The 23,474-nt window shown below is 41.2% G+C and carries 23 protein-coding genes; 9 read left to right on the forward strand and 14 right to left on the reverse strand.

All coding sequences use genetic code 11. The features are described from left to right. The first annotated feature begins 86 nt into the window (after positions 1–86). The 6 genes from ACFSVN_RS09500 (at position 87) to ACFSVN_RS09525 (ending at position 6,658) form a co-directional block, all read left to right on the forward strand. On the forward strand, positions 87–584 hold the full coding sequence (locus ACFSVN_RS09500) for an NfeD family protein (protein WP_390301560.1): 498 nt from the start codon (positions 87–89) through the stop codon (positions 582–584). Between the two features lies 1 nt (position 585). Next, entirely contained in the window at positions 586–1,530 is a 945-nt protein-coding gene (locus tag ACFSVN_RS09505) for an SPFH domain-containing protein (RefSeq protein WP_390301563.1), read from the forward strand. Positions 1,531–1,538: 8 nt separating this feature from the next. Then, positions 1,539–2,480 (forward strand): SPFH domain-containing protein, encoded by a 942-nt coding sequence (locus ACFSVN_RS09510; protein WP_390301566.1) that lies wholly within the window; start codon positions 1,539–1,541, stop codon positions 2,478–2,480. A 63-nt stretch (positions 2,481–2,543) separates the two neighbouring features. Next, the gene (locus ACFSVN_RS09515; RefSeq protein ID WP_390301569.1) at positions 2,544–3,218 is read left to right on the forward strand and encodes a hypothetical protein; all 675 of its coding nucleotides are present in this window, start codon (positions 2,544–2,546) and stop codon (positions 3,216–3,218) included. Between the two features lie 367 nt (positions 3,219–3,585). After that, positions 3,586–5,322 (forward strand): phospho-sugar mutase, encoded by a 1,737-nt coding sequence (locus tag ACFSVN_RS09520; RefSeq protein ID WP_390301572.1) that lies wholly within the window; start codon positions 3,586–3,588, stop codon positions 5,320–5,322. Between the two features lie 190 nt (positions 5,323–5,512). Then, entirely contained in the window at positions 5,513–6,658 is a 1,146-nt protein-coding gene (locus ACFSVN_RS09525; protein WP_390301575.1) for a baeRF7 domain-containing protein, read from the forward strand. Positions 6,659–6,712: 54 nt separating this feature from the next. Here ACFSVN_RS09525 and ACFSVN_RS09530 read toward each other — a convergent pair whose 3' ends face one another. From ACFSVN_RS09530 to accD, 6 genes are all read right to left on the reverse strand, one after another. Then, positions 6,713–7,303, reverse strand: coding sequence for a hypothetical protein (locus ACFSVN_RS09530; protein WP_390301578.1), 591 nt, complete (start codon positions 7,301–7,303; stop codon positions 6,713–6,715). 8 nt (positions 7,304–7,311) lie between these two features. Beyond that, positions 7,312–7,440 carry a hypothetical protein gene (locus tag ACFSVN_RS09535; protein ID WP_390301581.1) on the reverse strand — a complete coding sequence of 43 codons (129 nt, stop codon included), beginning with the start codon at positions 7,438–7,440 and terminating at the stop codon, positions 7,312–7,314. A 59-nt stretch (positions 7,441–7,499) separates the two neighbouring features. Next, positions 7,500–8,627, reverse strand: coding sequence for a DNA-processing protein DprA (gene dprA / locus ACFSVN_RS09540; RefSeq protein ID WP_390301584.1), 1,128 nt, complete (start codon positions 8,625–8,627; stop codon positions 7,500–7,502). Then, on the reverse strand, positions 8,602–9,600 hold the full coding sequence (gene obgE / locus ACFSVN_RS09545; protein ID WP_390301587.1) for a GTPase ObgE: 999 nt from the start codon (positions 9,598–9,600) through the stop codon (positions 8,602–8,604). Before obgE ends, dprA begins: the two co-directional genes overlap by 26 nt. Positions 9,601–9,657: 57 nt before the next feature. Further along, entirely contained in the window at positions 9,658–11,832 is a 2,175-nt protein-coding gene (locus ACFSVN_RS09550; RefSeq protein WP_390301590.1) for a S9 family peptidase, read from the reverse strand. Positions 11,833–11,905: 73 nt separating this feature from the next. Further along, positions 11,906–12,751: an acetyl-CoA carboxylase, carboxyltransferase subunit beta gene (gene accD / locus ACFSVN_RS09555; protein ID WP_390301594.1), complete on the reverse strand. Its 846-nt coding sequence runs from the start codon at positions 12,749–12,751 to the stop codon at positions 11,906–11,908. 207 nt (positions 12,752–12,958) lie between these two features. On the opposite strand from accD, the gene ACFSVN_RS09560 reads away from it, so the two are divergent. Next, positions 12,959–15,166: a TonB-dependent receptor gene (locus tag ACFSVN_RS09560; RefSeq protein WP_390301597.1), complete on the forward strand. Its 2,208-nt coding sequence runs from the start codon at positions 12,959–12,961 to the stop codon at positions 15,164–15,166. A 15-nt stretch (positions 15,167–15,181) separates the two neighbouring features. Here ACFSVN_RS09560 and tsaB read toward each other — a convergent pair whose 3' ends face one another. The 5 genes from tsaB to ACFSVN_RS09585 all read right to left on the reverse strand — a co-directional run bounded on the left by tsaB (position 15,182) and on the right by ACFSVN_RS09585 (position 18,477). Beyond that, positions 15,182–15,838 carry a tRNA (adenosine(37)-N6)-threonylcarbamoyltransferase complex dimerization subunit type 1 TsaB gene (tsaB, locus tag ACFSVN_RS09565; protein WP_390301600.1) on the reverse strand — a complete coding sequence of 219 codons (657 nt, stop codon included), beginning with the start codon at positions 15,836–15,838 and terminating at the stop codon, positions 15,182–15,184. Between the two features lie 26 nt (positions 15,839–15,864). Beyond that, positions 15,865–17,145, reverse strand: a complete 1,281-nt coding sequence (locus tag ACFSVN_RS09570; RefSeq protein WP_390301603.1) for a dihydroorotase — start codon at positions 17,143–17,145, stop codon at positions 15,865–15,867. Positions 17,146–17,249: 104 nt separating this feature from the next. Next, positions 17,250–17,693 carry a YiiD C-terminal domain-containing protein gene (locus ACFSVN_RS09575; RefSeq protein ID WP_390301606.1) on the reverse strand — a complete coding sequence of 148 codons (444 nt, stop codon included), beginning with the start codon at positions 17,691–17,693 and terminating at the stop codon, positions 17,250–17,252. 12 nt (positions 17,694–17,705) lie between these two features. Next, positions 17,706–18,035 (reverse strand): hypothetical protein, encoded by a 330-nt coding sequence (locus ACFSVN_RS09580; protein ID WP_390301609.1) that lies wholly within the window; start codon positions 18,033–18,035, stop codon positions 17,706–17,708. After that, on the reverse strand, positions 18,022–18,477 hold the full coding sequence (locus ACFSVN_RS09585; protein WP_390301612.1) for a MerC domain-containing protein: 456 nt from the start codon (positions 18,475–18,477) through the stop codon (positions 18,022–18,024). The genes ACFSVN_RS09580 and ACFSVN_RS09585 overlap by 14 nt, the downstream gene beginning before the upstream one ends. A gap of 143 nt (positions 18,478–18,620) precedes the next feature. Between ACFSVN_RS09585 and xseA the strand changes: the two genes are divergently transcribed. Beyond that, entirely contained in the window at positions 18,621–19,823 is a 1,203-nt protein-coding gene (gene xseA / locus ACFSVN_RS09590) for an exodeoxyribonuclease VII large subunit (protein WP_390301615.1), read from the forward strand. Here xseA and pheA read toward each other — a convergent pair. Beyond that, positions 19,820–20,959 (reverse strand): prephenate dehydratase, encoded by a 1,140-nt coding sequence (gene pheA / locus ACFSVN_RS09595; RefSeq protein WP_390301618.1) that lies wholly within the window; start codon positions 20,957–20,959, stop codon positions 19,820–19,822. The two genes, xseA and pheA, sit on opposite strands and share 4 nt — an antisense overlap. Positions 20,960–21,155: 196 nt before the next feature. On the opposite strand from pheA, the gene ACFSVN_RS09600 reads away from it, so the two are divergent. Beyond that, positions 21,156–21,779 (forward strand): hypothetical protein, encoded by a 624-nt coding sequence (locus ACFSVN_RS09600; RefSeq protein ID WP_390301621.1) that lies wholly within the window; start codon positions 21,156–21,158, stop codon positions 21,777–21,779. Positions 21,780–21,786: 7 nt separating this feature from the next. On the opposite strand, the gene ACFSVN_RS09605 is transcribed toward ACFSVN_RS09600, so the two are convergent. Both ACFSVN_RS09605 and ACFSVN_RS09610 read right to left on the reverse strand, forming a co-directional pair. Further along, complete coding sequence (locus tag ACFSVN_RS09605; protein ID WP_390301624.1) at positions 21,787–22,875, reverse strand: AI-2E family transporter; 1,089 nt, start codon at positions 22,873–22,875, stop codon at positions 21,787–21,789. Positions 22,876–22,913: 38 nt separating this feature from the next. Next, a complete protein-coding gene (locus ACFSVN_RS09610) occupies positions 22,914–23,441 on the reverse strand; it encodes a PorV/PorQ family protein (RefSeq protein WP_390301627.1) in 528 nt (175 codons plus the stop codon). Positions 23,442–23,474: the final 33 nt, after the last annotated feature.

The raw sequence follows: 23,474 nt of genomic DNA on the forward strand, positions 1-23,474 counted from the left end.
AACGACCAAAATAAATATAAAACGAAGCAGATTTTTTGCGGTCAATTCATTATCTATATGCAAACAAAAAACAATGCTATCTGCTTATGGATGGGGAAATTTTAACTTGGTTATTTTTAATTGGGGGTATCCTCCTGATGCTTCTTGAAGCGGTACTTCCGGGAGGCATCGCTTTCCTTTTGGGGTTCACCGGGATAGGCGTTGGCGTCTTGCGATATTTTGGTTTTCTGGAAGATCCGCTGACCGCAACCTTCATCTGGTTATTCACCTCTACTATCCTCACCATAGCGATACGCCCCTTTATCAATAAATATTTTAAAGGTGAAAGCTCATACAAGCTTGCCGATGAGGATTATGAAGCCATGGATCAGATCGCGGAAGTGGTCGAACCTATCAACGACCTTGATAATGAAGGCCGCATTCGGTTTCAGGGAATCTCATGGCAAGCCCGTTCAATGGAAGGTAAAATACCTGAGGGTGTACAAGTGCGGATCAAGTACCGTGATAACACAACCTGGATCGTAGAGCCGGTTGATATCATTGACTCACCCAAAGATCAACTTAAAGAATCAAACAAAAACTGATATGTGGACCACATTTTTAGTCGTCATCGTTTTATCGTATTTCGTGCTCACACGTTTATTCCAGATCGTGGAGTTTCGGGAGGAAGTTATTCAGGAGCGTCTTGGTAAATACAAAAAGACCCTCAAGCCCGGCTTTCATTTCTTGATCCCTTTTGTAGATCGACCGGCTTACAGCCAGGAAATGCGGGAGCAAGTACTGGATGTTCCAAGCCAAACCTGTATCACCAAAGATAACATTGAGGTAGCGGTGGATGGACTTGTCTACCTGAAAGTTATGAGCTCCCACAAAGCCAGTTACGGTATTTCTGATTATCAGGCAGCAGCAGTTAACCTTGCTCAAACTACCATGCGTAGCGAAATTGGTAAAATGACATTGGATGATACTTTTTCTGAGCGAGAGAAAATGAATGAGAACATCGTCCGCGAAATTGACAAAGCTGCAGATCCCTGGGGGATCAAGGTAATGCGGTATGAGCTTAAGAATATACGTCCTTCCGGAGAGATCATTGATACCATGGAGCGACAGATGGAAGCCGAACGGGAAAAACGTGCAGAGATCACTAATTCCGAAGGTCACCGACAGGCTCGTATTTTTGAATCGGAAGGTGAGCAGCAAAGTCAGGTTTTGATCTCCGAGGCTAACCGTCAGAAACGTATCAATGAAGCGAAAGGGCGAGCTAAAGAGATCGAGCTGGTCGCAACCGCAACGGCTAAAGGAATTCGCAGAGTAGCAGAAGCCATTGAACGGCCCGGTGGCGAACTGGCCGTTAAAACTAAATTGGTGGAGCAATACATCAAGCAGTTCGGAAATATCATTGAGAAATCCAATGTATCTGTGCTTCCAACTGAAACTGCCAACCTCAAAACCTTTTTTGAAGGTGTGAGTACCATAAGCGATCATACCAAAGGTTCAGGTTCAACCCCATCCAGCAAAGTTACTAATTAAGGATTATCATGGAAATTTTAGAAACGATCAGTAAGGTATTATTAGGATTATTCTCAATCTATGTGATGTACCAGTTTGTACGTTCACTGCGCCTGGTTCCAAATCAATTTGCTTTTATAGTGGAGCGACTCGGTAATTATCACAAAACACTTGGGCCCGGGTTTCACGCGCTTATCCCATTCATAGATAAAGTAGTTTACAAGCAGGATCTGCGTGAAGAAACTATTGAGGTGGAACCACAGGAATGTTTCACCAAAGACAACGTAAAGGTGGAGGTTGACGGCGTGATATATCTGAGTGTGATAGACCCGGTCAATGCCAGCTATGGTATCACCAACTACAGATATGCCGCAGTACAGCTTGCGCAAACTACTACCCGTTCTGTTCTCGGAAACATGGAACTGGATCAGACGTTTGAGGAACGAGCATCTATGAGTCGTGAAGTGGTGAAAGTGCTTAGTGAAGTTGAGCAGATCTGGGGAATCAAAGTTCACCGGTATGAGATCAAGAATATCATGACCCCCCGCACTGTACAAAAAGCCATGGAACGACAAATGACTGCCGAGCGGGATCGTCGTGCCATAATCGCCAAGTCCGAGGGTGTGAAAGGTTCTAAGATAAATGATGCGGAAGGTGTCAGAACGGAGATCATAAATATCTCGGAAGCTGAAATGCAACGCCGGATAAATGAAGCAGAGGGTTATGCCCAGGAGATACTATCCATTGCCGAAGCTACGGCAAAATCCATTGAAGAAGTGGCCGATGCCCTCTCTCAGCCTAAAGGAGCCGATGCGATGAAGCTGCAGCTCTCAGAGAAATATATTGAGGTATTATCCGGATTGGGACGAACTGAAAACAGTGTCATCCTTCCGAAAGATATTTCCAATTATGAGGCTTTAATGGAAGGACTTTCTTTGAAAGATCTGGAAGCGGTAAAGAGTAAAAAGTAATTTTTTTATATAGCTGATGCACGTTAGTGCACATCAATGTTTAATCTTTAAAATTAACAGGCCATGACTCAGATCATGTTGATCCTGCATGTTATCTCAGGCTTTTTAGCACTTGCTTGTGGTGCTTTTGCGATCTTTACTAAAAAGGGAAAAGGAGTTAATGTAACCACCGGACGCATTTATTTCTGGTCTATGGTCTTGGTTGCTGTAACCGCAATATACCTTTCAATAGTAAACACCATTCCGTTTCTATTTCTGATCGCTGTTTTCAGTTACTATCTAACCTGGACCGGCTATAAGAACATACACTGGAAAAATAAAACACTGCCTGCCTTTATTTATTGGTTCGATGCCATCATAACCCACCTTATGGTCCTGTTCGGGATAATTATGGTCTTGCTTGCTCTGCTCAGCTGGGCCGGCATTCACGTTAATGAAACTATTTCTTCATTAAGCATCGTGCTATTGGTGTTTGGATTGGGAACAATAATTTTTGCGGGAGAAGATCTGAAATTATTCTATTGGAGAAGTTCAGGTTCCAAATTCATCTGGATGTATTTACACATTGGCCGAATGCTTGGGGCATACATTGGTACCTTCACTGCTTTTCTGGTTGTAAATGATCAGTTTTTCTCAACACCGCTTATCGCTTGGCTGTCCCCTACCATCTTCGGTACTCCTCTTATTTTCTATTGGATAAGGAAATATAGGCTGAAGCTTGAGTCTGAAAAGAAATAGAACCTGCTTTCCATAAAAAACTCCCTGCCCCTCCCAACAGGCCCTAACCCTGTCCCTTTCCCGACGGCTCTTTGAATCAAATTTTTTATATCATTAGCTCGCCGCAGGGCAAAGGGGCGCCTTTTTAAGAATTCTGGAAGGTACAACAGATTTGAAAGGATGGTTTTTTTTGCACTTAGTCTGAATAAACCTACGAATACACCAAAGTGTTTCCTTCTCTGGCGTGCTTGCACCTTAGGGAAGGAACAAGGATGGGTCCCAGGTTGGGCGAGCCCCCCCTTTCCCAATCTTTTCATGAAACCCCTTTTTATATTAATTATATTCCTGCTCTTCAATAAAGAATTCATCAATAAAGGTATTTCAGATAATGAACGCACTAGATCCGGCAATAAAATCCAGCATTGATCAATGGCTTAACGGTAGTTACGATGAAGAAACCAAAGCTGAGATCCGACAAAAAGTTGAAGATGAAAGATTCGATGAACTCACAGATGCGTTTTACAAAGATCTGGAATTTGGTACTGGAGGACTCCGTGGTATCATGGGGGTCGGTTCAAACCAGGTGAATAAATATACCTTCGGAATGGCCACTCAGGGTCTTTCAAATTTCCTGAAAAAGCAATATCCAGAAGAGAATATAAAAGTCGTAATAGCTCACGATTGCCGCAATAATTCAGTGGAGTTAGCCAACGTAGTAGCAAATGTATTTTCGGCAAACGGTATCAAAGTATACTTTTTTGATGCCCTCCGCCCTACACCTGAATTGTCTTTTGCCATACGGGAGCTTGGCTGTAAAAGTGGTGTAATGTTGACTGCTTCTCATAATCCCAAAGAATACAATGGCTACAAAGCCTATGGTGCTGATGGCGGACAACTTGTGGCTCCTCACGATAAAATGGTGATGGAAGAAGTACAACAGATCGCTTCGGTTGATGAGGTCAAATTTGAACGAAACGAAGATCTCATTGAAGTGATTGGTGATGAAATGGATGAGAAATATCTGGATGAATTAGTGAAGTTATCCGTTTCAAAAGATGCCATTGAACGACAAAAGGATATGAAGATCGTATTCTCTCCTATCCACGGAACCTCTCGAAAATTAGTACCTGATGCTTTAAAAAGATTTGGCTTCGACAATGTGATCCCAGTTGAGGAACAAATGTCAGCAGATGGAAATTTCCCAACGGTGGTATATCCGAATCCGGAAGAAAAAGAAGCATTAGATATGGCTCTCAATAAAGCCACAGAAGTAGATGCCGATCTAGTAATGGCTACCGATCCGGATGCTGACCGTGTGGGGATCGCTGTCAAAAATCTTGATGATGAATTTGTGCTACTGAACGGAAATCAAACCGGGTCACTCCTGATCAATTACATGCTGACAGCATGGGAGCAGGCCGGAAAGATCACCGGAAATGAATACATCGTAAAAACGGTGGTTACTTCCTATATCATTGATCGTATTGCAGAATCAAAAGGAGTAGAATGTTATAATACCCTTACCGGATTTAAGTACATCGGGGAATTGATGACCCGGCTGGAAGGTAAAAAGCAGTTTATTGCCGGTGGAGAGGAAAGCTATGGATATCTGATCGGGGAACATGTCCGGGATAAAGATGCCGTGATCTCATGTGCCATCATTGCCGAAATGGCGGCTTTTTATAAAGATCAGGGAACCAGTATGTACGAAGCTATGCTTAATATGTATGTAGAGCATGGCTTGTTCCGGGAAGATCTTACTTCCGTGTACAAGGAAGGAAAATCCGGTGCTGAGGAAATTCAAAAAATGATGATGAATTTCCGTTCGAATCCTCCCAAAAAACTTGGTGGCTCTCAGATTGTAACGATCAAAGATTATCAAACCTCAAAAGAGAAAAATATAGCAACCGGAAAAGTCACGGATATTGAGCTTCCCAAATCAAACGTGCTTCAATTTATTACAGAAGACGGAGCCATGATATCTGTCCGCCCTTCCGGAACGGAGCCCAAGATCAAGTTTTACTGTAGTGTAAACACTAACTTAATGAGTCCTGAAGATTACAGCCAGGCAATTTCTACACTTGATAAGAGGATTCAGGTTATCTTTGAAGCACTGCAAAACTGATCCAATTTTGTTCTCCAAGGAAACGAAAATTCTCTTTTCCTAAATATGTAAAGCTGCCGGATTTCACTTTACTTTAATAACTAAACCTCATTAATTATTGAAAAGAATTAACAGAGTCAGATGGAACACTGAGCATTTAATTATGTTGTTAATAAGTGAAACAGTTACATCTATTAAACAGGAGGAATTCATGAGTGTCGTAAACAGAGAAACTATTGAAAGGCTTATTGGCAAAACTCAGGACACCAATGTTACCATATTTATCCCAACCCATAAAACAGGAGAAGAAGGAAAACAAGACGCGATCCGTTTAAAGAATATTATTCAAAAAACTAAAAATGATCTTGTTGAAAAGGGATGGAAGGATGCCCGGGTAGATGAATTATTTAAACCTGTCATCGCAAAAACGGAAGAGAATCAATTTTGGCTTCATCAGGAAAAAGGGTTGGCAATTTATGTAAATGAAGAATACTTCGACGTGTTCAAGATCCCCGTTAGTCCTAAAGAGAACTATTACATCTCTAATAACTTTTTGATCACACCGTTGCTTGAGCTTCAGAATCATCACAATGATTATCACGTGTTGCTACTGAGCCAGAATGAAACGAAAATGTTCAAAATAGCGCCGGATGAAACTGCTCAGGTTACCTTTGAAAGTGTTCCAATAAGCATGGAAGAACACCTTAAATATCATGTCCATGAGCGATCTGTACAGCATCATTCAGGCGCCACCGGTGGTGGAGCCGTATTCCATGGTCAGGGTGGTGAAATGGACGAGAACAATAAAGAACTTGAACTGTTTCTGAAGCATATTGAAAATAAGGTCACCAAATATCTGAAGAAAGTGAATGGACCATTGGTACTTGCCGGTCCAGATAAAATGGTTTCCTATTACAAAAAGGCGAATAAATACTTCAATGTCCTTGATGAATCTATTTCAGGAAACTGTGACTCAAAGAGCATTCAGGAAATTGAAGATGAATCCTGGAGTATCGTAGAATCCTATTTCAGAGAAGAAATACACAGTGATATTGATCGCTTCAATAATTTGAGAGGAAGCGAGCTGATCTCCACGGATGTAAGCGATATTGTGAAAGGAGCTTACTTCGGTAAAGTTGACACGCTATTTGTTCCTATGGGATTTCATCAATATGGTATTTTTGATACTGAAAAAAATCAGGTTCAAATATCAGACAAATTAAATGGTGAGACCGTGGATCTGATCAACTATGCAGCCATATCAGCGATCCGCAATGGAAGTACATTGTATGGACTTCAGCAATCTGATGTGCCCAACAATTCAGGATTGGCTGCTATCTATCGATATAAATCCTGATCTTGAACCATATTCGGCTTCGGATAATACTGTCCGAAGCCATATTTATTGTTTTTATACTTCAGGCTTTATTCTTAACCAGATGATCATATCTTCCGATTCATCCCCTCTGGTTTGTAGCATGCGTCCGGAATTTTTATCGATCCAATAGTAATATTTACTCTCTGAGTTCTCTCTTGATATCACATACCTTAAGGCTTCATACACATTGCCATGAAGTGTTATTTGTTCTTCACCACGCTCCTCGATGGTAACTATATCCTTTTTATTATTTGAAGAATAAACCGGGATACTCCACTTGCTTCCCTCTTCTTTATCAATACCATATACCAAAGTTGGAAGCCAATGAGAATCGTATCTCAACTCTGTGAAGGGCACAGAATAGCTGGTATCCTGATTCATGCCAAAACCTTTTCTGCGTACCCAGACATCAACTTTTTCGCTTCCAGTATAATTAACAGCAATATTCTGGCGATCCTGAATTATAGAGCGGTAAGCAATGGGTGTATAGCTTTCGTAATCCAAAAGCAGGCTGTCACTCATCCTAAATTGGGGAAGATCCTGTGTATAAGTGATCAATAATCTGTTTTCACGCCTTTCTACTTTTTCAGTGATCGTACCTGCCACAGATTCATTCCCATCCATTTCTCTTACTATTCATAGATCTGAATGCCATCCGTTACATTTTTTCCGGAGACAACCGGGGTGGTTTCCTGAGCGAGCAGGTCATTTCCGAAAATCGAAAATATAAAAAGTACTGTAAACGAAAATCTGTTTCTCATGATGAATACTATATTTTTACTGTTATGATAATCTATACGAACGTAACGTTCAGCCGGATCTATTTTAATTCAAAGATCTTGCCGGCCCTTTGTTGAACCAGGCCCTCCATTTCAAGCTGCAATAAAGTAACCAAAAGTTGGCTCGTATTTATACCCAATTCTTCACTGAGTTCATCGATCTGAAAGGCCTGCTTTTCCAATAATTCACAGATCTTTTCTGAATCTTTATCCAGATCCTGATCTCTCCAGTTCGGTTTTGAAGGTTCATTTTCAATTTCGGACTGTTCTTCCCCGGAATATTCTACGGGTAACTCTTCTAAAACATCATCTATTGTTTGTACGAGCTTCGCGGCTCCTCTTTTGATCAAATAATTACAACCTGTTCCTGAGGGATTTCCCAAAGGATGGGGAACGGCAAATACCTCCCTGTTTTGATCAAGCCCGAGATCTGCTGTGATCATACTTCCACCTTTTATACCGGATTCCACTACCAATACTCCCAGACTCATACCACTTACGATCCTATTTCTGACCGGGAAATTCACTGCATCAGGATTAGTGCCTAATGGATATTCTGTGATCACTGCCCCTCCACTTTTTACAATTTCATTAGCGAGGGCTGTATTTTTCTTCGGATACAAATTATCGATACCTGATCCCAATACGGCTACAGTAGAAGCTTTATGCTCCAGAGCGGTTTTATGAGCAATGGAGTCGATGCCATAGGCCAACCCGCTAAAGATGCACATGCCCTTATCAGCCAGTTCACCGGTTAACTTTTTAGCCATATTCCTACCGTAAGCAGATGTATTCCTCGTTCCAACCACAGCGATTCCGGGTTTTGAAAGTGCTTCAGGATTTCCCTTGAGCCAAAATAGTACGGGGGGATCATAAATTTGCTTCAGTAAAGGCGGGTAATCAGAATCTGCCATGGTAATGATCTTAGAACCGCTTTTCTCTGTATTATCAAGTATCTGATCTACTTTATCCCAATCATCAAAAGCAAGCAAGGATAAAGCTGAGGCTTCACCTATTCCCTCAACAGTTCGAAGTTTCCGTTTGCTTAGACTAAAGATCTCTTCCGGGTCTTCAATATGTTTAAGCAGATTAAATACCCGTCGGCAACCGAAGCCCGGAATTATACTAAGTGCAGTAAGTACCCTAAGTTTCTTGTTCCTCTTTTGCATGTTGAATCAATTCCCAAAGTTTCTCTCTCAGTTCATCGACACCGTGACCGGTTGCCGAAGAAATAGTAATAACGGGAATTTCATCATCAAAGTGAAGTTCTTCTTCAAGCTCAAACCCTTGTTTTAAATCCATCTTTGTTATGGCAAGCACACGGGGTTTATCTAATAAGTCTTTTCGGTAGGATCTGAGCTCGTTGAGCAAAGCGTTATATTCATACTCAATGTCTGTCATGGCACTTACCATGAACAGAAGTACATTATTTCGCTCAATATGCCTTAAAAACTGTATCCCCAGGCCTTTTCCTTCATGAGCTTCCTCAATGATTCCGGGAATATCAGCCATCACAAAACTTCGGTAATCCTCGAATTTAACCACTCCCAAATTAGGTTCAAGTGTGGTAAACGGATAATCTGCAATTTTTGGTTTTGCGTGAGACAAGGCTGAAAGTAAGGTACTTTTTCCTGCATTTGGGAATCCTACCAAACCAACATCTGCAATAAGTTTAAGCTCTAATTCGACAACTCGTTCTTCACCGGGCTTTCCCTCCTGTGCATGCTGTGGAGTTTGATTGGTTGAACTTTTGAAATGCCAATTACCCAATCCGCCCTTACCTCCTTTAGCTATCACAAGCTCTTGTTCATGATCGGTGATCTCACCTAATCGCTCTTTGCTTTCAGCATCAAAAACTACTGTTCCCAATGGAACTTCCAGTTTCTGAGATTCCCCATCCGCTCCGGTCCGCCGTTGCTTGGATCCATGCTCGCCCGGCTTTGCCTTGATATATTTTCGATACCTTAAATCAAGAATGGTGTTTAACTGTTCATTTCCGATCAGGATCACATCTCCGCCGTTTCCACCGTCTCCACCATCCGGACCTCCTTTAGGAACATACTTCTCTCTTCTAAAGTGACGAGAACCATCCCCACCTTGTCCGGCTGTAACATAAATTTTGGCGTAATCAGCAAAGCGCATGATATTTCTCTAGTTGATTGATACCGAAGGTGATTTCACTTCAGTAAGTAACTTTAATTAAAGATTCTCTAAAATGAATTCTGTCATTAAACGGTAAAGATGCCTTCTGGCATTTCCGCCATAAATACTATGAGCTTTATTTGGATAGAGCATCGTTTCAAACTGCACATCAGCAGCTATAAGAGCATCAATCATCTCAATGGTATTCTGATAATGTACGTTATCATCTCCAGTGCCGTGAATCAGTAAATATGAGCCTTCTATCTGCCCTGCTTTGGTGATGGGAGCACCCTCATTATATCCCTCCGGATTAAGCTGTGGAGTTTGCATAAAACGTTCTGTATAGATTGTATCGTAATACCTCCAATCCGTTACCGGGGCTACGGCAATAGCTGTACTGAAAATATCCGAACCCTCTGCCAGAGCCAATGAAGACATATATCCGCCATAACTCCATCCCCAAATTCCGATTCGGGTTTCATCTATATATGGCAGTTGAGATAGTATTCTGGCTGCCTCAACCTGATCAGCAGTCTCAAGCTGGCCCAATTTTTTATAGGTCTGTTTTTTGAAATCCCTTCCGCGGGCACCTGTTCCCCGATTATCTACAGAAACAACAATATATCCCTCACTAACAAGATATTGATGCCACATGGGGCGTTGGGCACTTTCAAAATTTCGGGTTACCGTTTGGCTTCCCGGTCCTCCATACACATACATCAGCACCGGGTATTTTTTTGTTGAATCGAAATCTACAGGTTTCATCATATAAGCATTCAACTCTGCATCATTCACATCCAAGGTCATGAACTCTTTTTGAACAAATTCATATTCATTCAACTTTTCAGCTAGTTCTGCATTGGACTCCAGCATTCTTACTTCATTTCCATTTTGGCGATGAAGAGATACTTCAGTCGGTTTGTTATAATCTGACCAGCTGTCAATGTAATATTTAAAATCACGGCTCATATTGATGCTATGCCATCCTTCGCCTTCCGTAAGCTTTTGTTTCCTCTTGCCATCCACACGAACACTGTATAGATGTCTTTCAAGTGGTGACTCTTCCGCACTCATGTAAAAGAGACGATAATTTCGCTCATTATGACCAATGAAATTAGTGACATCCCAGTCTCCTTCGGTAACCTGCTGAAGCTGCTGCCCCTGCATATCATAAAGGTAAATGTGGTTATAGCCATCCTTATCGCTGGTAGTAATAAACTGTTCCCCATTTTCAAGGAAATAAAGATCATCATGCACATCGATCCAGGTTTCACTTTCTTCGGATAGAATGACATTTGAACTCCCGGTTTCTGCATTTGCAAAAAGCAGATCCTGCTTATTCTGAAGCCGGTTCATTCTTCTGATCGCCAAAAGGTCATTTTCTTTTGTCCAGTTTATTCTCGGAATATATTGGTCCGTTTCTTCTCCAACATCCACACCTATCGTTTCACCGGAATCAATATCGTACACATGAATGGAAACAATAGAATTCTCTTCCCCTGCCTTAGGATACTTAAACTTCACTGCTTCAGGGTACAAACCACCCCATTCAGTCATAAAAAATTCATTTACCCGCTCTTCATCAAACCTGTAGAAAGCAATGCGATCACCGTCCGGTGACCAGAACCATGCTTTTGCAAAGCCAAATTCTTCCTCATATACCCAATCTGCCGCGCCGTTTATGACCTTATTGAACTCGCCATCATAAGTGATCTGTGTTTCGGTACCGGTCTCGAGATCAACCCAAAACAGATCATTATCGCGTACAAAAGCAGCCCGATCACCCTGTGGAGAAAGTTCGGCATATTGCTGTTTTTCATCTGATCCGGTCAGTTTTGAAAGATTTTCTGAGGCTATATCAAATACATAATAATTCTCACGGGTACTGCGCCTCCAAATTTGCTCAACATCTGTACGTATTAACAATTTTGATTCATCCGCTGAGAATTGATATCCCTGGATATTGAAGGGTTTTTCTCCATTGCTTCCTTCATATTCATCCCCATCAAAAAGAACCTGCTCGGTTCCCTCAACAATATTGAACCTGATGATCTTATTATCATTGGTGGCTGAATAAAACTCACCGTCATTCATCCATCGTACATTTTGCACGTTATTTGAAGAGAAGGTACCATCAAAAACATGCTCAAATTCGATAGGCTTTTTATCCTGTGCTATAGCCGTTACAGAGCATATTGCCAACAATAGAATCGACAGTTTCAGTATTTTCATATGTATTTTTGTATTTAAAAAAAGAAAAGAACGCTATTTGCATTCTTTTCGGTATTAAGTATTTGGAAGGAAATTAGTTTTTGTGAAGAACCAATTTGAGTAGTTTGGTTAGCTTGGTTTTCATCTTGGTCCTCGGTACTATAAAATCAAGAAAGCCATGTTCTAGTAAATATTCAGACGTCTGAAACCCTTCCGGAAGATCTCTTCCGATAGTTTGTCTGATCACACGAGGACCTGCAAATCCGATCAGGGCACCCGGTTCGGCGATGTTAAAGTCACCAAGCATGGCATAACTTGCTGTTACCCCACCGGTGGTAGGGTCCGTCATATAAGAAATGTACGGAACCTTTGCTTCCTCGAGCTGGGCCAGTTTTGCTGATGTTTTCGCCATCTGCATTAAACTGAGGACACTTTCCATCATGCGGGCACCGCCTGTTTGTGAAATAATAATAAGAGGGATCTTATTCTCACGAGCGTGATCAATGGCAATTCCAAGACGCTCTCCCACAACAGATCCCATACTCCCTCCTATAAAAGAAAAATCCATGCATGCCACCACCAGATCGAGTTTGTTCATTTTTCCAACTCCAACCCGGGCTGCATCAGAAAGACCTGTTTTATCCTGATATTCTTCCAGTCGATCTTTGTATTTCTTGCGGTCTTCAAACTCTAGTGGATCAGTAGGCTTTATTTCCTGCCCCAGCTCTTTGAATTTTCCGTTATCAAATATGAGCTCGAAATACTTTTCACTTCCAATCCTAAAGTGATACCCGCTTAGTGGGTCAACCCAAAGATTATCCTCCAGTTCGCGCTTATGGATGGTTTCACCGGTAGTAGGAACTTTGACCCAAACCCCTTCCGGCATTTCTTTACGGGTGTTGGTCTGAATATTTTCGTCTTTTCTTTTAAACCAGGACATATGCTGCTATTTGTGATTTTTTCAAGACTCTAAAATAAAGATTCTGATGCTTAATTCTGAATCTGTTTTTGCTTTGAATTTCAAGCCCAGCTCTTCAACTGTAGATTATTATTTCATGAACGAGAGTTTTTAACAATTTCTATATTTAGTCTTGGCTAACTTTTATATTAGCTTTATATTAAATATGAATTAAGAAAAGCTATTATTATGGATTATTACATGAAATTTGCGGTCTTGTTTCTCTTATTATTTCATATTCCTATGCAATTGAGTGCTCAGAATACCGGAAACATTAACGGTAAAGTTATATCCGGTGATAAACCGGTCCCCTCTGCTACAGTCGGTATTCAATCATTAAATAAGGGTACATTTACCAACAGTGAAGGAGAGTTCTCCTTGTTAGATATTCCCCCGGGAGAGTATGTGCTTTCTGTAAGTGCAGTAGGTTTCAAGCCGCACAAAAAGAATATATCCGTTGAACAGGGCAAAGAAACCTACTTAGAATTTGACCTAAGGATCTCAGTGACAGAGCTAGATCAGGTAGTAGTAACCGGAACATTGAAAGAAACCTCCATCAAAGAATCTCCAGTCAAAGTGAGTTGGATCTCTAATGAGGCCTTGAAAAAATCGGGCTCAGATAACCTCATGGATGCTATTAAATACATCAATGGATTATACAAGCAAGTTGATTGTGCGGTATGTGGAACCAGTAATATCAGAATTAACGGGATGGAAGGCCCCTACACTTCCGTTTTGATCGATGGTATGCCTGTGATGGGAGCACTGGCATCGGTATATGGACTGAATGGCATTAATCCGAACATTATTGAGAGTCTGGAAATCATCAAAGGGCCGAACTCAACATTATATGGGAGTCAGGCTATGGGTGGAGTGGTCAATATTATTACAAAGAATCCCAAAACAGCACCGTTGTTTTCAACTCAGATAAGTACAAACACTCATTCTGAGCATAATATAAATCTCTCTTACAGCCCGAAAATTGACAATGCAGAAACATTATTCAGTAGCAGCTTTTATAACTCAAATGCTTTTATTGATGAGAATAAGGATGGATTTTCTGACTTAACCCAGGATAGTCGATTCACTTTTTATAATAAATGGAGATGGGATCGGGGCACTTTTGAGAAAACATCTCTCGCAGTGAAATTTTACCATGAAGACCGATTGGGTGGAGTAAAAGAATATTCACAACAGCTTCGCGGAAGTGGTCAGGTATACGGAGAATCTGTTATTACCGATCGTCTGGAGGTTTTTGGCACACATGATCTCCCATTTGAAAGTGAAAAATTAAGCGTAAATGCCTCCTTTGCCTACCACGACCAGGACAGCTACTATGGAGATTATCATTATGTAGCCAGCCAACAGACCGCCTTTGCAAACCTCATCTGGGATAAGCCAGTGTCTGGAAATAGTGATGTCCTGGCCGGCTTTTCATTTCAATACGATATACTTGATCAAACTTTCAATCAGCAAGAATTACCGGGAGGCTCAGAAGATCGCCGATTTGTTCCGGGAGTCTTTCTTCAATATGATAAAACATTCTCTCCCTGGATACGAACGTTATCGGGTATCAGAGTAGATCATCACAATGATCATAAGCTCATCTATTCGCCCCGTCTGAATTTGAAGATATCCCCTGACAGCCATACCACTGTGCGGCTGAATGCGGGAACCGGTTTCAGGATCGTGAATTTATTCACTGAAGAACATGAAGCTTTAACAGGATCACGCAGGGTTGTCATCGAAGAATCACTTGATCCTGAACGGTCAATTAATTTGGCATTTAATTTAAACCGGATCATTGACGTTGGAGAATATTCCATTATAAATACAGATGTAGATGTTTTCTATACAAGGTTTTCAAACCAAATCATCCCGAACTATGACACTCCTAATCAAATTATATACTCCAACCTGAGTGGGCATTCAGTATCACGGGGCGTGTCTGTAAATCTTGCCCATAATTTTGTAATACCACTTACCTATATGGTAGGCTTTACAGTTCAAGATGTGTATCGCTTTGAAAACGGCACAAAAAAAGACCTGCTTTTCTCTCCAAACTTTACAGCTGTTTTCAATCTAACATACAGTATCTCTGATATTGGACTGACCATGGATTATACCGGAAGGATCAACGGCAAAATGAAACTCCCGGAATACCCGGACAGAAGTGATCTTTCCAATACGTTTACAGAACAAAATCTTAAGCTCACTAAGAGTTTTAAAAACGGTGTACAGTTTTTTATGGCAGGAATGAACCTTTTTGATTACACCCAGAAAAACCCTTTAGTAGCTCCTCAAGATCCTTTCAGTGACGAATTTGCAACAGATTATGTTTTTGGACCTATTCAGGGCCGCCGGTTTCTGATGGGGATATCTTTCGATATAAAATAAAAAGACGGATGAATACTACATGTTCGAATTGTTAATCTGACTGCTTGTCAAATAATCGGATTCAAGTTCTTCTGCTGTTGTTTCTTTGAAATGATCTTCATTTGACGAACTATTGAAAAGCTGGATCAGCTGTCTGGCTGATATTTTGGATTCTTCAAGGATGGTAAGTTCCTCTAATTTTTCGGCATCCAATCTGTCTACTCCGGTACCAATGATCTGATCACCAGGTTTGATCGATTTGTTTATTTCATCGAGTTCCCGGATCCTGGATATTGTCAGTACTTCTAGTTGATCTCCTTTTTTAAACTTTTGATGATACAAGTGTTTTCTTCTGGCGTTGATCACAGCGTGCACCGTTCCTTCCTCAGCAGCAAATGCAAAGCCCGCGAGTGTATTGCCTGCGTATATTTTTACATCCAAGCCAAAAAACATTCCCTTTACGGCACTTGCCGCAATTCGGAGTCCTGTATAAGAACCGGGACCTGAGCTTACCAGAATAGCATCCAGATTTTTAAGTTGAAACCCATGTTCGTTCATTAATTCCCGGATAAAAAGAAAGAGCAATTCGGAATGGGACCCTTTTCGTTCGGTTCGCTTTTCGAATACCTCCCCTTTTGCATTTTGGAAGGCTATAGAACAAATATTGGTAGCAGTTTCAACGGCAAGTATCATGCGAATCCCGGGATCAACTTATAACTTTATCGAAGTTCATTCAGTACCAACTGGCCTTTATTGAAGATCCCAACTGCCCGTCCGGTGAGTTTCTCATTCAGGTACGGCGAATTTTTAGATTTTGAGCGCACATTATTTGGAGTAAAAGTCCATTCTTCATCTGTATTGAAGAAAGTCAGGTTAGCTGTAGCACCTTTTTTGATCTCTGGGATCTCCAGTTTTAGAATCTCACGAGGTTTATAAACTAATTTATCCATCAGCTGTTGGAGATCCAGTTTCTTTGTTTGGAAAAGTCTCTTATTCGAAATTGGCCAGGCTGTTTCAAGACCAATGATCCCGTTGGGTGCATACATAAACTCAACTTCTTTCTCTTCTATGGCGTGTGGGGCATGATCGGTACAGATCGCATCAATGGTTCCGTCAACCAAACCTTCCACCATAGCATCTACATCTTCCTGTGTACGAAGTGGCGGATGCATCTTAAAATTCGTATTGAAGTTCGTTCGGTCAATTTCTTCATCGGTCAGATCGAAATGATGTGCACAAACCTCAGTGGTCACCTTGATCCCTTTTTTCTTGGCCTGCCTTACCAGATCCACTCCTTCTTTTGTACTAATGTGGGCCACATGAATATGGCCACCGGTATATTCTGCCAGCAGGATATCCCGTGCTATCATCACTTCTTCGGCAATACCGGGTGTCCCATCCAAACCAAGCCGGGTTGAAACCTTACCTTCGTTCATATGTCCGGGACGGGAAAGGGCCAGATCTTCTTCGTGATTAATGATCGGCATCCCCAACATTGAAGAATATTCGAGGGCTACACGCATAACCTGAGAATCATAAACGGGATCACCGTCATCACTGAAAGCCACGGCCCCGCCTTCTTTCATATCGGCCATTTCAGCAATAGATTCCCCTTTTCGTTCTTTGGTAACACAGGCAATGGGGTGCACATCAACCGGTAATTTTTCAGCTTTTTTTATGATGTATTCCACCACATCACGGGTATGTGTAGCTGGTTTTGTGTTGGGCATACAAGCTACAGCAGTAAAACCTCCAAAAGCTGCGGCATCGCACCCTGTTTTTGTTGTTTCTTTATGCTCAAATCCTGGTTCGCGCAGGTGAACATGCATATCCATCCATCCCGGAGAGACATACGCTCCCTTTAGATCATGCGATTCTTCACCTTTTACTGCTTTCAATCCGGAGCCGATCTCCTTGATCATTCCCTCCTCAATACGGATATCAACGGTATCTTTACCTTTATGGGTGTTGCTAACAGGCTTTACATTTTTGAGGAGCATAGGTGTGATTTTGGCTTAAAAGTTCGACCGCAAATATACCGTGTTTCTGCCCTAAACCACAAAGATAGAAGGAATGAATTCCTGTGAGGTCATAGCTATTTATCTTAATGCTGCATTACTACATAATCTCCATCAAATGTGGCTAATGTATTATTGCCATTTTTTATCTGTGCCTTTAATGTGATCCTGGCTTTTCCAAACCGATCATACATTCCCAAAAACTTATCCAGTGTTTCTTTTTTGGGGATGATGAGCTCGGAAATAAAATCTTCGTTGACGGGCTTTTGGTAATTCGTAGAACTGCGACCGATCACGATCCTGGGAACGGGCTCGATTTCATCGAACAGCAAGCGTAAATACGACCAACCTGTGGTTATCAACAAGCTGATTATGCTTCCCCCAAAAGCCGTAGAGCGATGGTTGATATTGTTGGACAATGGCGCCCAAAACTTCACTGCTTCTTGAGAAAAATCTATGGTTTTCACTCCAAGTGTTTTCGTTATTGGAATGTGCTCATATAGATATTGTTCTATCTCGTATTTATTCATGGTAAATAGATGCTATCGGCTTTCCACACAATCTGAACACTCCACCCATTCTTCTTTTGGAATATGACTAATGGCTACCGGACTGTTGCCCTTTTCAAACACCGGTTTAAATACAATATTACCCTCCTGATGCTCCGTCCCGCAAGTATGACAATTCACATTGTGGTCGGTTTTGGCCATGGTATACCCAGTGATCACCCAGCCATCATGGCCTTGATGAGCAGCCAGACTTTCGAGTGCAGCACGTACGGTTTGAGATTTATTGCCTTCATAGAATTTTCCTGCAAGTTTATTCAGCAATTGTACAGTAGCATTATCTAAGGTGAAATTAAGTCGTTTCATTCAACTCCTCCCTATTAAATAGCGATTCTTCCAATGGATGATGGTGATGTAAATCGTTATTGCAGGTTTGGTGATGGCGATAATTTTTCCAATGACCTGCGATCAAAAAGATGCTTCCGATCAAAGTAGATGCGGTTTCAAATTCATGCCCAAGCCAATAATCACCTATCAACCATCCCGCTATAATTAATATAAATCCTATGGATAAAAGTAATACAATATGTCTGTTAAAATGACTCCGCCTGACCGCATAAAAGATCGTTGGGGCGATCAAAACTGCAAATACCGGGTGCAGCCAATGTTCTATGGTCAATGCAACCGGACTTAATGGCAACAATGCGATCACAACCGGGACAAACAAACAGTGAATGGCACAAAGTGAGGATAAACTCAACCCGAGTTTATCCCAAACAGCAGAAATTGAATTTTTTTTCTCAGTCATTTCTTTATATAAAAAAGTGTGAATTTTAGTGTGTATAAATATACACACTAATCAAACACGAATGCAATCTGCAATAGTGCTTCATCACTCATGGTATTCTTCTTACCTTTACACCAAATTCTAAATCGATTTCAAATTCTATAATGTCCGATAATCAGATCCCGTTTCTATTCGATATCCCAACCGTTTCACAGCTTACGGATAAGATCAAAAATATACTGGAGCAGAATTTTATTGATATCCTGGTGGAAGGCGAAACCAGTAATGTGAATCAAAGCAGAAACGGACATTATTATTTTACGCTAAAAGATTCCGGTGCTTCTCTGCCTTGTGTGATCTGGCGAAGTACAGCACAACGACTTGATATCAATCTAACCGACGGGCAGCAAATCGTAGTAGGTGGAGATATTCAGGTATATGCTCCACATGGCCGATATCAAATGATCGTGAGTTTGGTTCAGCAAGCCGGAATCGGGAAACTACAGCAGGCGTTTGAGAAATTGAAAGCCAAGCTAAAGGCAGAAGGACTTTTTGAGGACCATCACAAAAAATCATTGCCAAAATTCCCGGAGCGTATTGGTGTGGTAACTTCAGCTACAGGAGCTGCCTTTCAGGATATTCGCTCTACCCTTGAGAAACGATGGCCTCTTGCTACCGTTAAACTGTATCATGCCAGCGTACAGGGAGTAAATGCTGCACCTGAGATAGTAAAAGGGATCGAGTATTTCAATTCCCAAAGAAATGTGGATGTGGTCATTATTGGGCGTGGTGGTGGTTCTCTGGAAGACCTTTGGCCCTTCAATGAAGAAGCAGTAGCCCGGGCCGTATTTACAAGTGAGATCCCCATTATAAGTGCCGTTGGACATGAAGTAGATTTTTCGATCTCTGATTTTGTAGCCGATGCTCGTGCTGCCACTCCCACTCAAGCTGCCGTAGTCGCAGTTCCTGACATCAATGAAATTAGATTTTTAGTGGAGGATTATTCCAAACGCCTGGAAATGAACACGGTCGGAGCCATACAGCTCTATAAAGAAAAAGTAGCGAACATAGCAAAATCACATGCGTTGTTGGCTGTGAAACAAAAGATGGAATCAGCCCGAGCTCGCATTCTCACTCTCGACCAAAACCTGAAACACCGAACTGACACCTTACTCAGAAACCACAAAGAGAAGCTGACCGGCTATCAACATGTGTTGGATAAGAAAAATCCGAACGGACCGCTTGAAAAAGGATTTGCCCGTATCTGGCAAGAGGATAAATGGATCCGTACCTCAGCCTCTTTTGCAGATAATAAAGATTTTGATATGGAATGGAACGACGGGAAGAAAAAAATCAAAAGGCATTAACTTTCCTGTTTTGGATAAGAACCCAATATCTTTAATTCTTCTGCCTTAGCGCCAAGTTCTTTAAGTCCATTTGCGACTTCTTCGTCTTCAATGTTCCCGTGAATATCGAGATAGAATGAGTATCTGAACGGCTCATTCATTCTTGGCCGCGATTCCAGCTTTGCCATATTTATCTTATGATCATGTAGAATATTCAGACACTCGATCAACGAACCTTCTTCATTAGAAGTGACCATCATTAACGATGTTTTTGCAGGAATCTGGGTATCTACTTTCACCGGCTCTCTGGCAGGCACCACAAAGCGGGTATAATTTTCACGCTGATTTGCAATATCACTTTCGATCACGTGCAAGCCATAAAGGTCAGCTGCATGGGCGCCCGCTATAGCTGCTTGACTGATATCACCATCTTCCAGGATCTTTTTGGCTGACATGGCCGTATCCAGATAAGATTCAACTTTACAGCGTGGCAACCTGGACAGAAAAGACGTGCATTGTGCAATGGCCTGAGGATGAGATAAGATCCTTCGGATTTTTGAAAGTTCTACGGGCTCTACCGACATCAGGCAATGCACTACTTTCAGGATCTCCTCCCCCACAATATGCACATTTTCATTTCCTACAATATCATAGGTATCGTTGATAGATCCGCCCGTTGTGTTCTCGATCGGTAAGATCGCATAATCCACTTTCTTCTCCATCAAAGCCTGAGCTGCCTGTTGAAAAGTATCGTACCCTATGGCATCCACTTTTGCATACCGCTCACTGAAATGCCGTGAGGCAGCAAGATGACTGTAAGCACCATCCGTTCCCTGATATGAAACACGGATCAGATCACCGTCGGCTTTTTCATTTTGATGATCAACAAGAGAATGGGTTTGAAACCGCACTGAATTGGTAATGATCTCCCTGAATAAATGCTCTGCATAGTAACGATCTAAACCTACCTCATGGGCAAGATCCCTGATGCGATTCAGTAACTGTTCTTCCCTTTCAAGGTCACGAATCCCTTTCGCTTTTTTAAGCTTCAGCTCAGAAACTTCTTTTACCAATCCTTGTCGCTGGGCTAAGGCCTTTAAGATGGTACGGTCAATATCATCCAGTTTCTTACGGATGGAATCTAAATTATCTGCCATACTTACCATATTCATTTGAGTGAGTGGTGGAAAGTAGTAAATGTATAACCTTTTTAAAGGATAAATTCTTTATAGTACCAACATCATCTTCTAAAAATTACGGTGAATTTCACCGTTCAGATCTAAACATTTTGAGATTGGCTGAAAATAAAATTACCACTACCTTTTAACTTTCAAAAACTTAAATCATGCTATTATGAAAATTAACTTCAACCATTTTGTTTTAACGATCATAATTGTAGCTGGCTTTTCAGGCAACCTGTTTGCACAGCATGAACATACTAATGATGTCAAATCTCAATATTCGGGTCAGCAAGATCGTGAAATTGCATCTTTGAGTGAAACTGAAATTGAAGGGTTAAAATCCGGTGCGGGTACTCCTTTCAACGGAATGGCAAAGCCGGCAGAGTTAAATGGATATCCCGGGCCACGTCATGTACTGGATGCGTATGAAGCCGGAAGCTTTGACCTCAATAAAGATCAAATCGTGCAGATCCGGCAATTATTTAAAAATATGCAGGAAAAGGCTATCCCATTAGGTGAGCAGATCATTGCCATTGAAAAAAAGATGGATAATGCCTTCAAAATTAAGGATATAAGTTCTGGGATGCTCCGAGAAATGATCTCAAAAAGTACCGATCTATATGCTGAATTAAGATTCGTACATCTGAATACACATCTTCAAATGGTCGATATCTTAACACAACAACAAGTGCAAGCTTACAACAGAATGAGGGGCTACACTTCTGAAGATCCTTGCGAAAATATCCCTGCAGGACACGATCCTGAAATGTGGAAAAGACACAACGGCTGTGATTGAACCTTTTTTATTCTTCTTCCAGCCAACCAAATCTCCTTTGAAGAGATTTTATAGTGATAGAATGACGTTCTGTGCCCTTTGTACCTAACAGAAAACCAATGGGTTTTAAACTGTCCACATTCTCGCAGACGATCTTGAATAAGCCCAAATATGGAATAATGATCAGCATTCCCGGAAGTCCCCATACCATTCCTGCAGCTATTAGTGAAAAGATGATCACCAACGGGTTTATCTCTACATAGGAACCGGTAATATTCGGAGTTAAAATATTATTCTCGATAAACTGTACGATCACAAACTGAATGATGACTGCAAATGCCAAAGAGGGACTCTGGGTCCCCAATACAAATAGAAGCACTACTCCATAGCCCAGGACAGTTCCCAGGTATGGAATCAAATTGAATAGAGCCGCAATGATGCCAAATAACAAAGCATATTCAATTCCGATCAAATAGAACCCAAAGGAATTTAAGCCTACTAAGATAAAGCAGACGATCAGCAGTCCTTTCAAATACCTTGGAACCACTTCAGAAGCTTGATCAATAATATTTTGAACTACTTCTTCCTGATCACTCACAATGAGCATGGAGATGAAATCCCGGAATTTATCTCTATAAAAAAGCAATAAAAAAGTATAGACCGGCAAAAGACCGATACTTAGTAAGGTATTTGTTGTAGCTGTGAAGAGCTGAGAAATATATTCTCCTGTTTCACCGAGATCACTTATAAAGCCATCAATTCCCTCACTTGTAATTCCGGTGAAAGCTGAGATCGAACCCAAGATGGCCTGAAGGTTTTCCTCAAACTGCTTCTTAATTTCCGGAAGATCTTCTGTAAAATTCGCAGACAGCGTGCTTATGGCGAATATAATCCCTGCTATAAAGGCTATGAAACCGATCACTACGATCAAATTTGTGATAATTCTGGGTACTTTATGGGATTCAAGCCATTCAGCATAGGGAAATAAGAGATAGGCCAACATAATACTTAGAAAGAGCGGTACTAACAGTTGCTGGGTTAATATCAAGGCAGCAATTGCTAAGAATAGAAATGCTAGCCGGATAGTAGCTCGTAGTAAAAGTGGGTATTCGTTCATAAAAAATTATATGAATATGTACTCAACTCTTAAAGTAATTATTTAAAGAATTGATTCAATATTGACCTAGGTTCATTTCCTCCAAGTGGTATTCGGGCAGTGATGTTCCATGTATACCCCTTTTCACTTAGCCTTCCTTCAGGATAGTAATACCTTGTATAATCAAAAACCAAATAGCCTAAATCAATTCCAAATCCACCGGTTTGAATTGTATAGGGTAAGTTCACTTCTGACGCTTTTTGATATCCGACACGAAGGGCTAAAGTCTCCAGAAATACCACCTCTATCCCGGAATGAAAAAATAGTTGCTGAGCCAGGGAAGCCTCCTGATAATTCATTCCATCATACCAGGTATAGGTTCCCCACGATCTATATAACGCTTCAAATGCATTCATAGCAACATAGATTGTATCTGACTGCCCATTATTCTCGATGGCTTTCTTTTCCTGACGTATCATAAATTTAGATACCGCCACTGAACCCAAAACACGTACCGACTTCATACCAAATATTTCTTCTCCATAATCTGCTGTCAACCCGGCACCTATTTTTAACCTTGCAGGCAATGGATCTGTATCCTCATCATAATAGGAAACCGA

The sequence above is a fragment of the Gracilimonas halophila genome (assembly GCF_042684365.1).
Lineage (GTDB): Bacteria > Bacteroidota > Rhodothermia > Balneolales > Balneolaceae > Gracilimonas > Gracilimonas halophila.

What these genes read in the sequence shown, in the direction of transcription:
- xseA (WP_390301615.1), top strand. Translation starts at nt 18,621, where the DNA reads ATGTCCGATAATCAGATCCCGTTTCTATTCGATATCCCAACCGTTTCA.
- ACFSVN_RS09575 (WP_390301606.1), bottom strand. Translation starts at nt 17,693, where the DNA reads ATGAATAAATACGAGATAGAACAATATCTATATGAGCACATTCCAATA.
- ACFSVN_RS09560 (WP_390301597.1), top strand. Translation starts at nt 12,959, where the DNA reads ATGGATTATTACATGAAATTTGCGGTCTTGTTTCTCTTATTATTTCAT.
- ACFSVN_RS09570 (WP_390301603.1), bottom strand. Translation starts at nt 17,145, where the DNA reads ATGCTCCTCAAAAATGTAAAGCCTGTTAGCAACACCCATAAAGGTAAA.
- ACFSVN_RS09525 (WP_390301575.1), top strand. Translation starts at nt 5,513, where the DNA reads ATGAGTGTCGTAAACAGAGAAACTATTGAAAGGCTTATTGGCAAAACT.
- ACFSVN_RS09605 (WP_390301624.1), bottom strand. Translation starts at nt 22,875, where the DNA reads ATGAACGAATACCCACTTTTACTACGAGCTACTATCCGGCTAGCATTT.
- ACFSVN_RS09505 (WP_390301563.1), top strand. Translation starts at nt 586, where the DNA reads ATGTGGACCACATTTTTAGTCGTCATCGTTTTATCGTATTTCGTGCTC.
- ACFSVN_RS09530 (WP_390301578.1), bottom strand. Translation starts at nt 7,303, where the DNA reads ATGGATGGGAATGAATCTGTGGCAGGTACGATCACTGAAAAAGTAGAA.
- ACFSVN_RS09515 (WP_390301569.1), top strand. Translation starts at nt 2,544, where the DNA reads ATGACTCAGATCATGTTGATCCTGCATGTTATCTCAGGCTTTTTAGCA.
- obgE (WP_390301587.1), bottom strand. Translation starts at nt 9,600, where the DNA reads ATGCGCTTTGCTGATTACGCCAAAATTTATGTTACAGCCGGACAAGGT.
- tsaB (WP_390301600.1), bottom strand. Translation starts at nt 15,838, where the DNA reads ATGATACTTGCCGTTGAAACTGCTACCAATATTTGTTCTATAGCCTTC.
- ACFSVN_RS09510 (WP_390301566.1), top strand. Translation starts at nt 1,539, where the DNA reads ATGGAAATTTTAGAAACGATCAGTAAGGTATTATTAGGATTATTCTCA.
- ACFSVN_RS09535 (WP_390301581.1), bottom strand. Translation starts at nt 7,440, where the DNA reads ATGAGAAACAGATTTTCGTTTACAGTACTTTTTATATTTTCGATTTTC.
- pheA (WP_390301618.1), bottom strand. Translation starts at nt 20,959, where the DNA reads ATGGCAGATAATTTAGATTCCATCCGTAAGAAACTGGATGATATTGAC.
- ACFSVN_RS09585 (WP_390301612.1), bottom strand. Translation starts at nt 18,477, where the DNA reads ATGACTGAGAAAAAAAATTCAATTTCTGCTGTTTGGGATAAACTCGGG.
- ACFSVN_RS09580 (WP_390301609.1), bottom strand. Translation starts at nt 18,035, where the DNA reads ATGAAACGACTTAATTTCACCTTAGATAATGCTACTGTACAATTGCTG.
- ACFSVN_RS09500 (WP_390301560.1), top strand. Translation starts at nt 87, where the DNA reads ATGGATGGGGAAATTTTAACTTGGTTATTTTTAATTGGGGGTATCCTC.
- dprA (WP_390301584.1), bottom strand. Translation starts at nt 8,627, where the DNA reads ATGCAAAAGAGGAACAAGAAACTTAGGGTACTTACTGCACTTAGTATA.
- accD (WP_390301594.1), bottom strand. Translation starts at nt 12,751, where the DNA reads ATGTCCTGGTTTAAAAGAAAAGACGAAAATATTCAGACCAACACCCGT.
- ACFSVN_RS09600 (WP_390301621.1), top strand. Translation starts at nt 21,156, where the DNA reads ATGAAAATTAACTTCAACCATTTTGTTTTAACGATCATAATTGTAGCT.
- ACFSVN_RS09520 (WP_390301572.1), top strand. Translation starts at nt 3,586, where the DNA reads ATGAACGCACTAGATCCGGCAATAAAATCCAGCATTGATCAATGGCTT.
- ACFSVN_RS09550 (WP_390301590.1), bottom strand. Translation starts at nt 11,832, where the DNA reads ATGAAAATACTGAAACTGTCGATTCTATTGTTGGCAATATGCTCTGTA.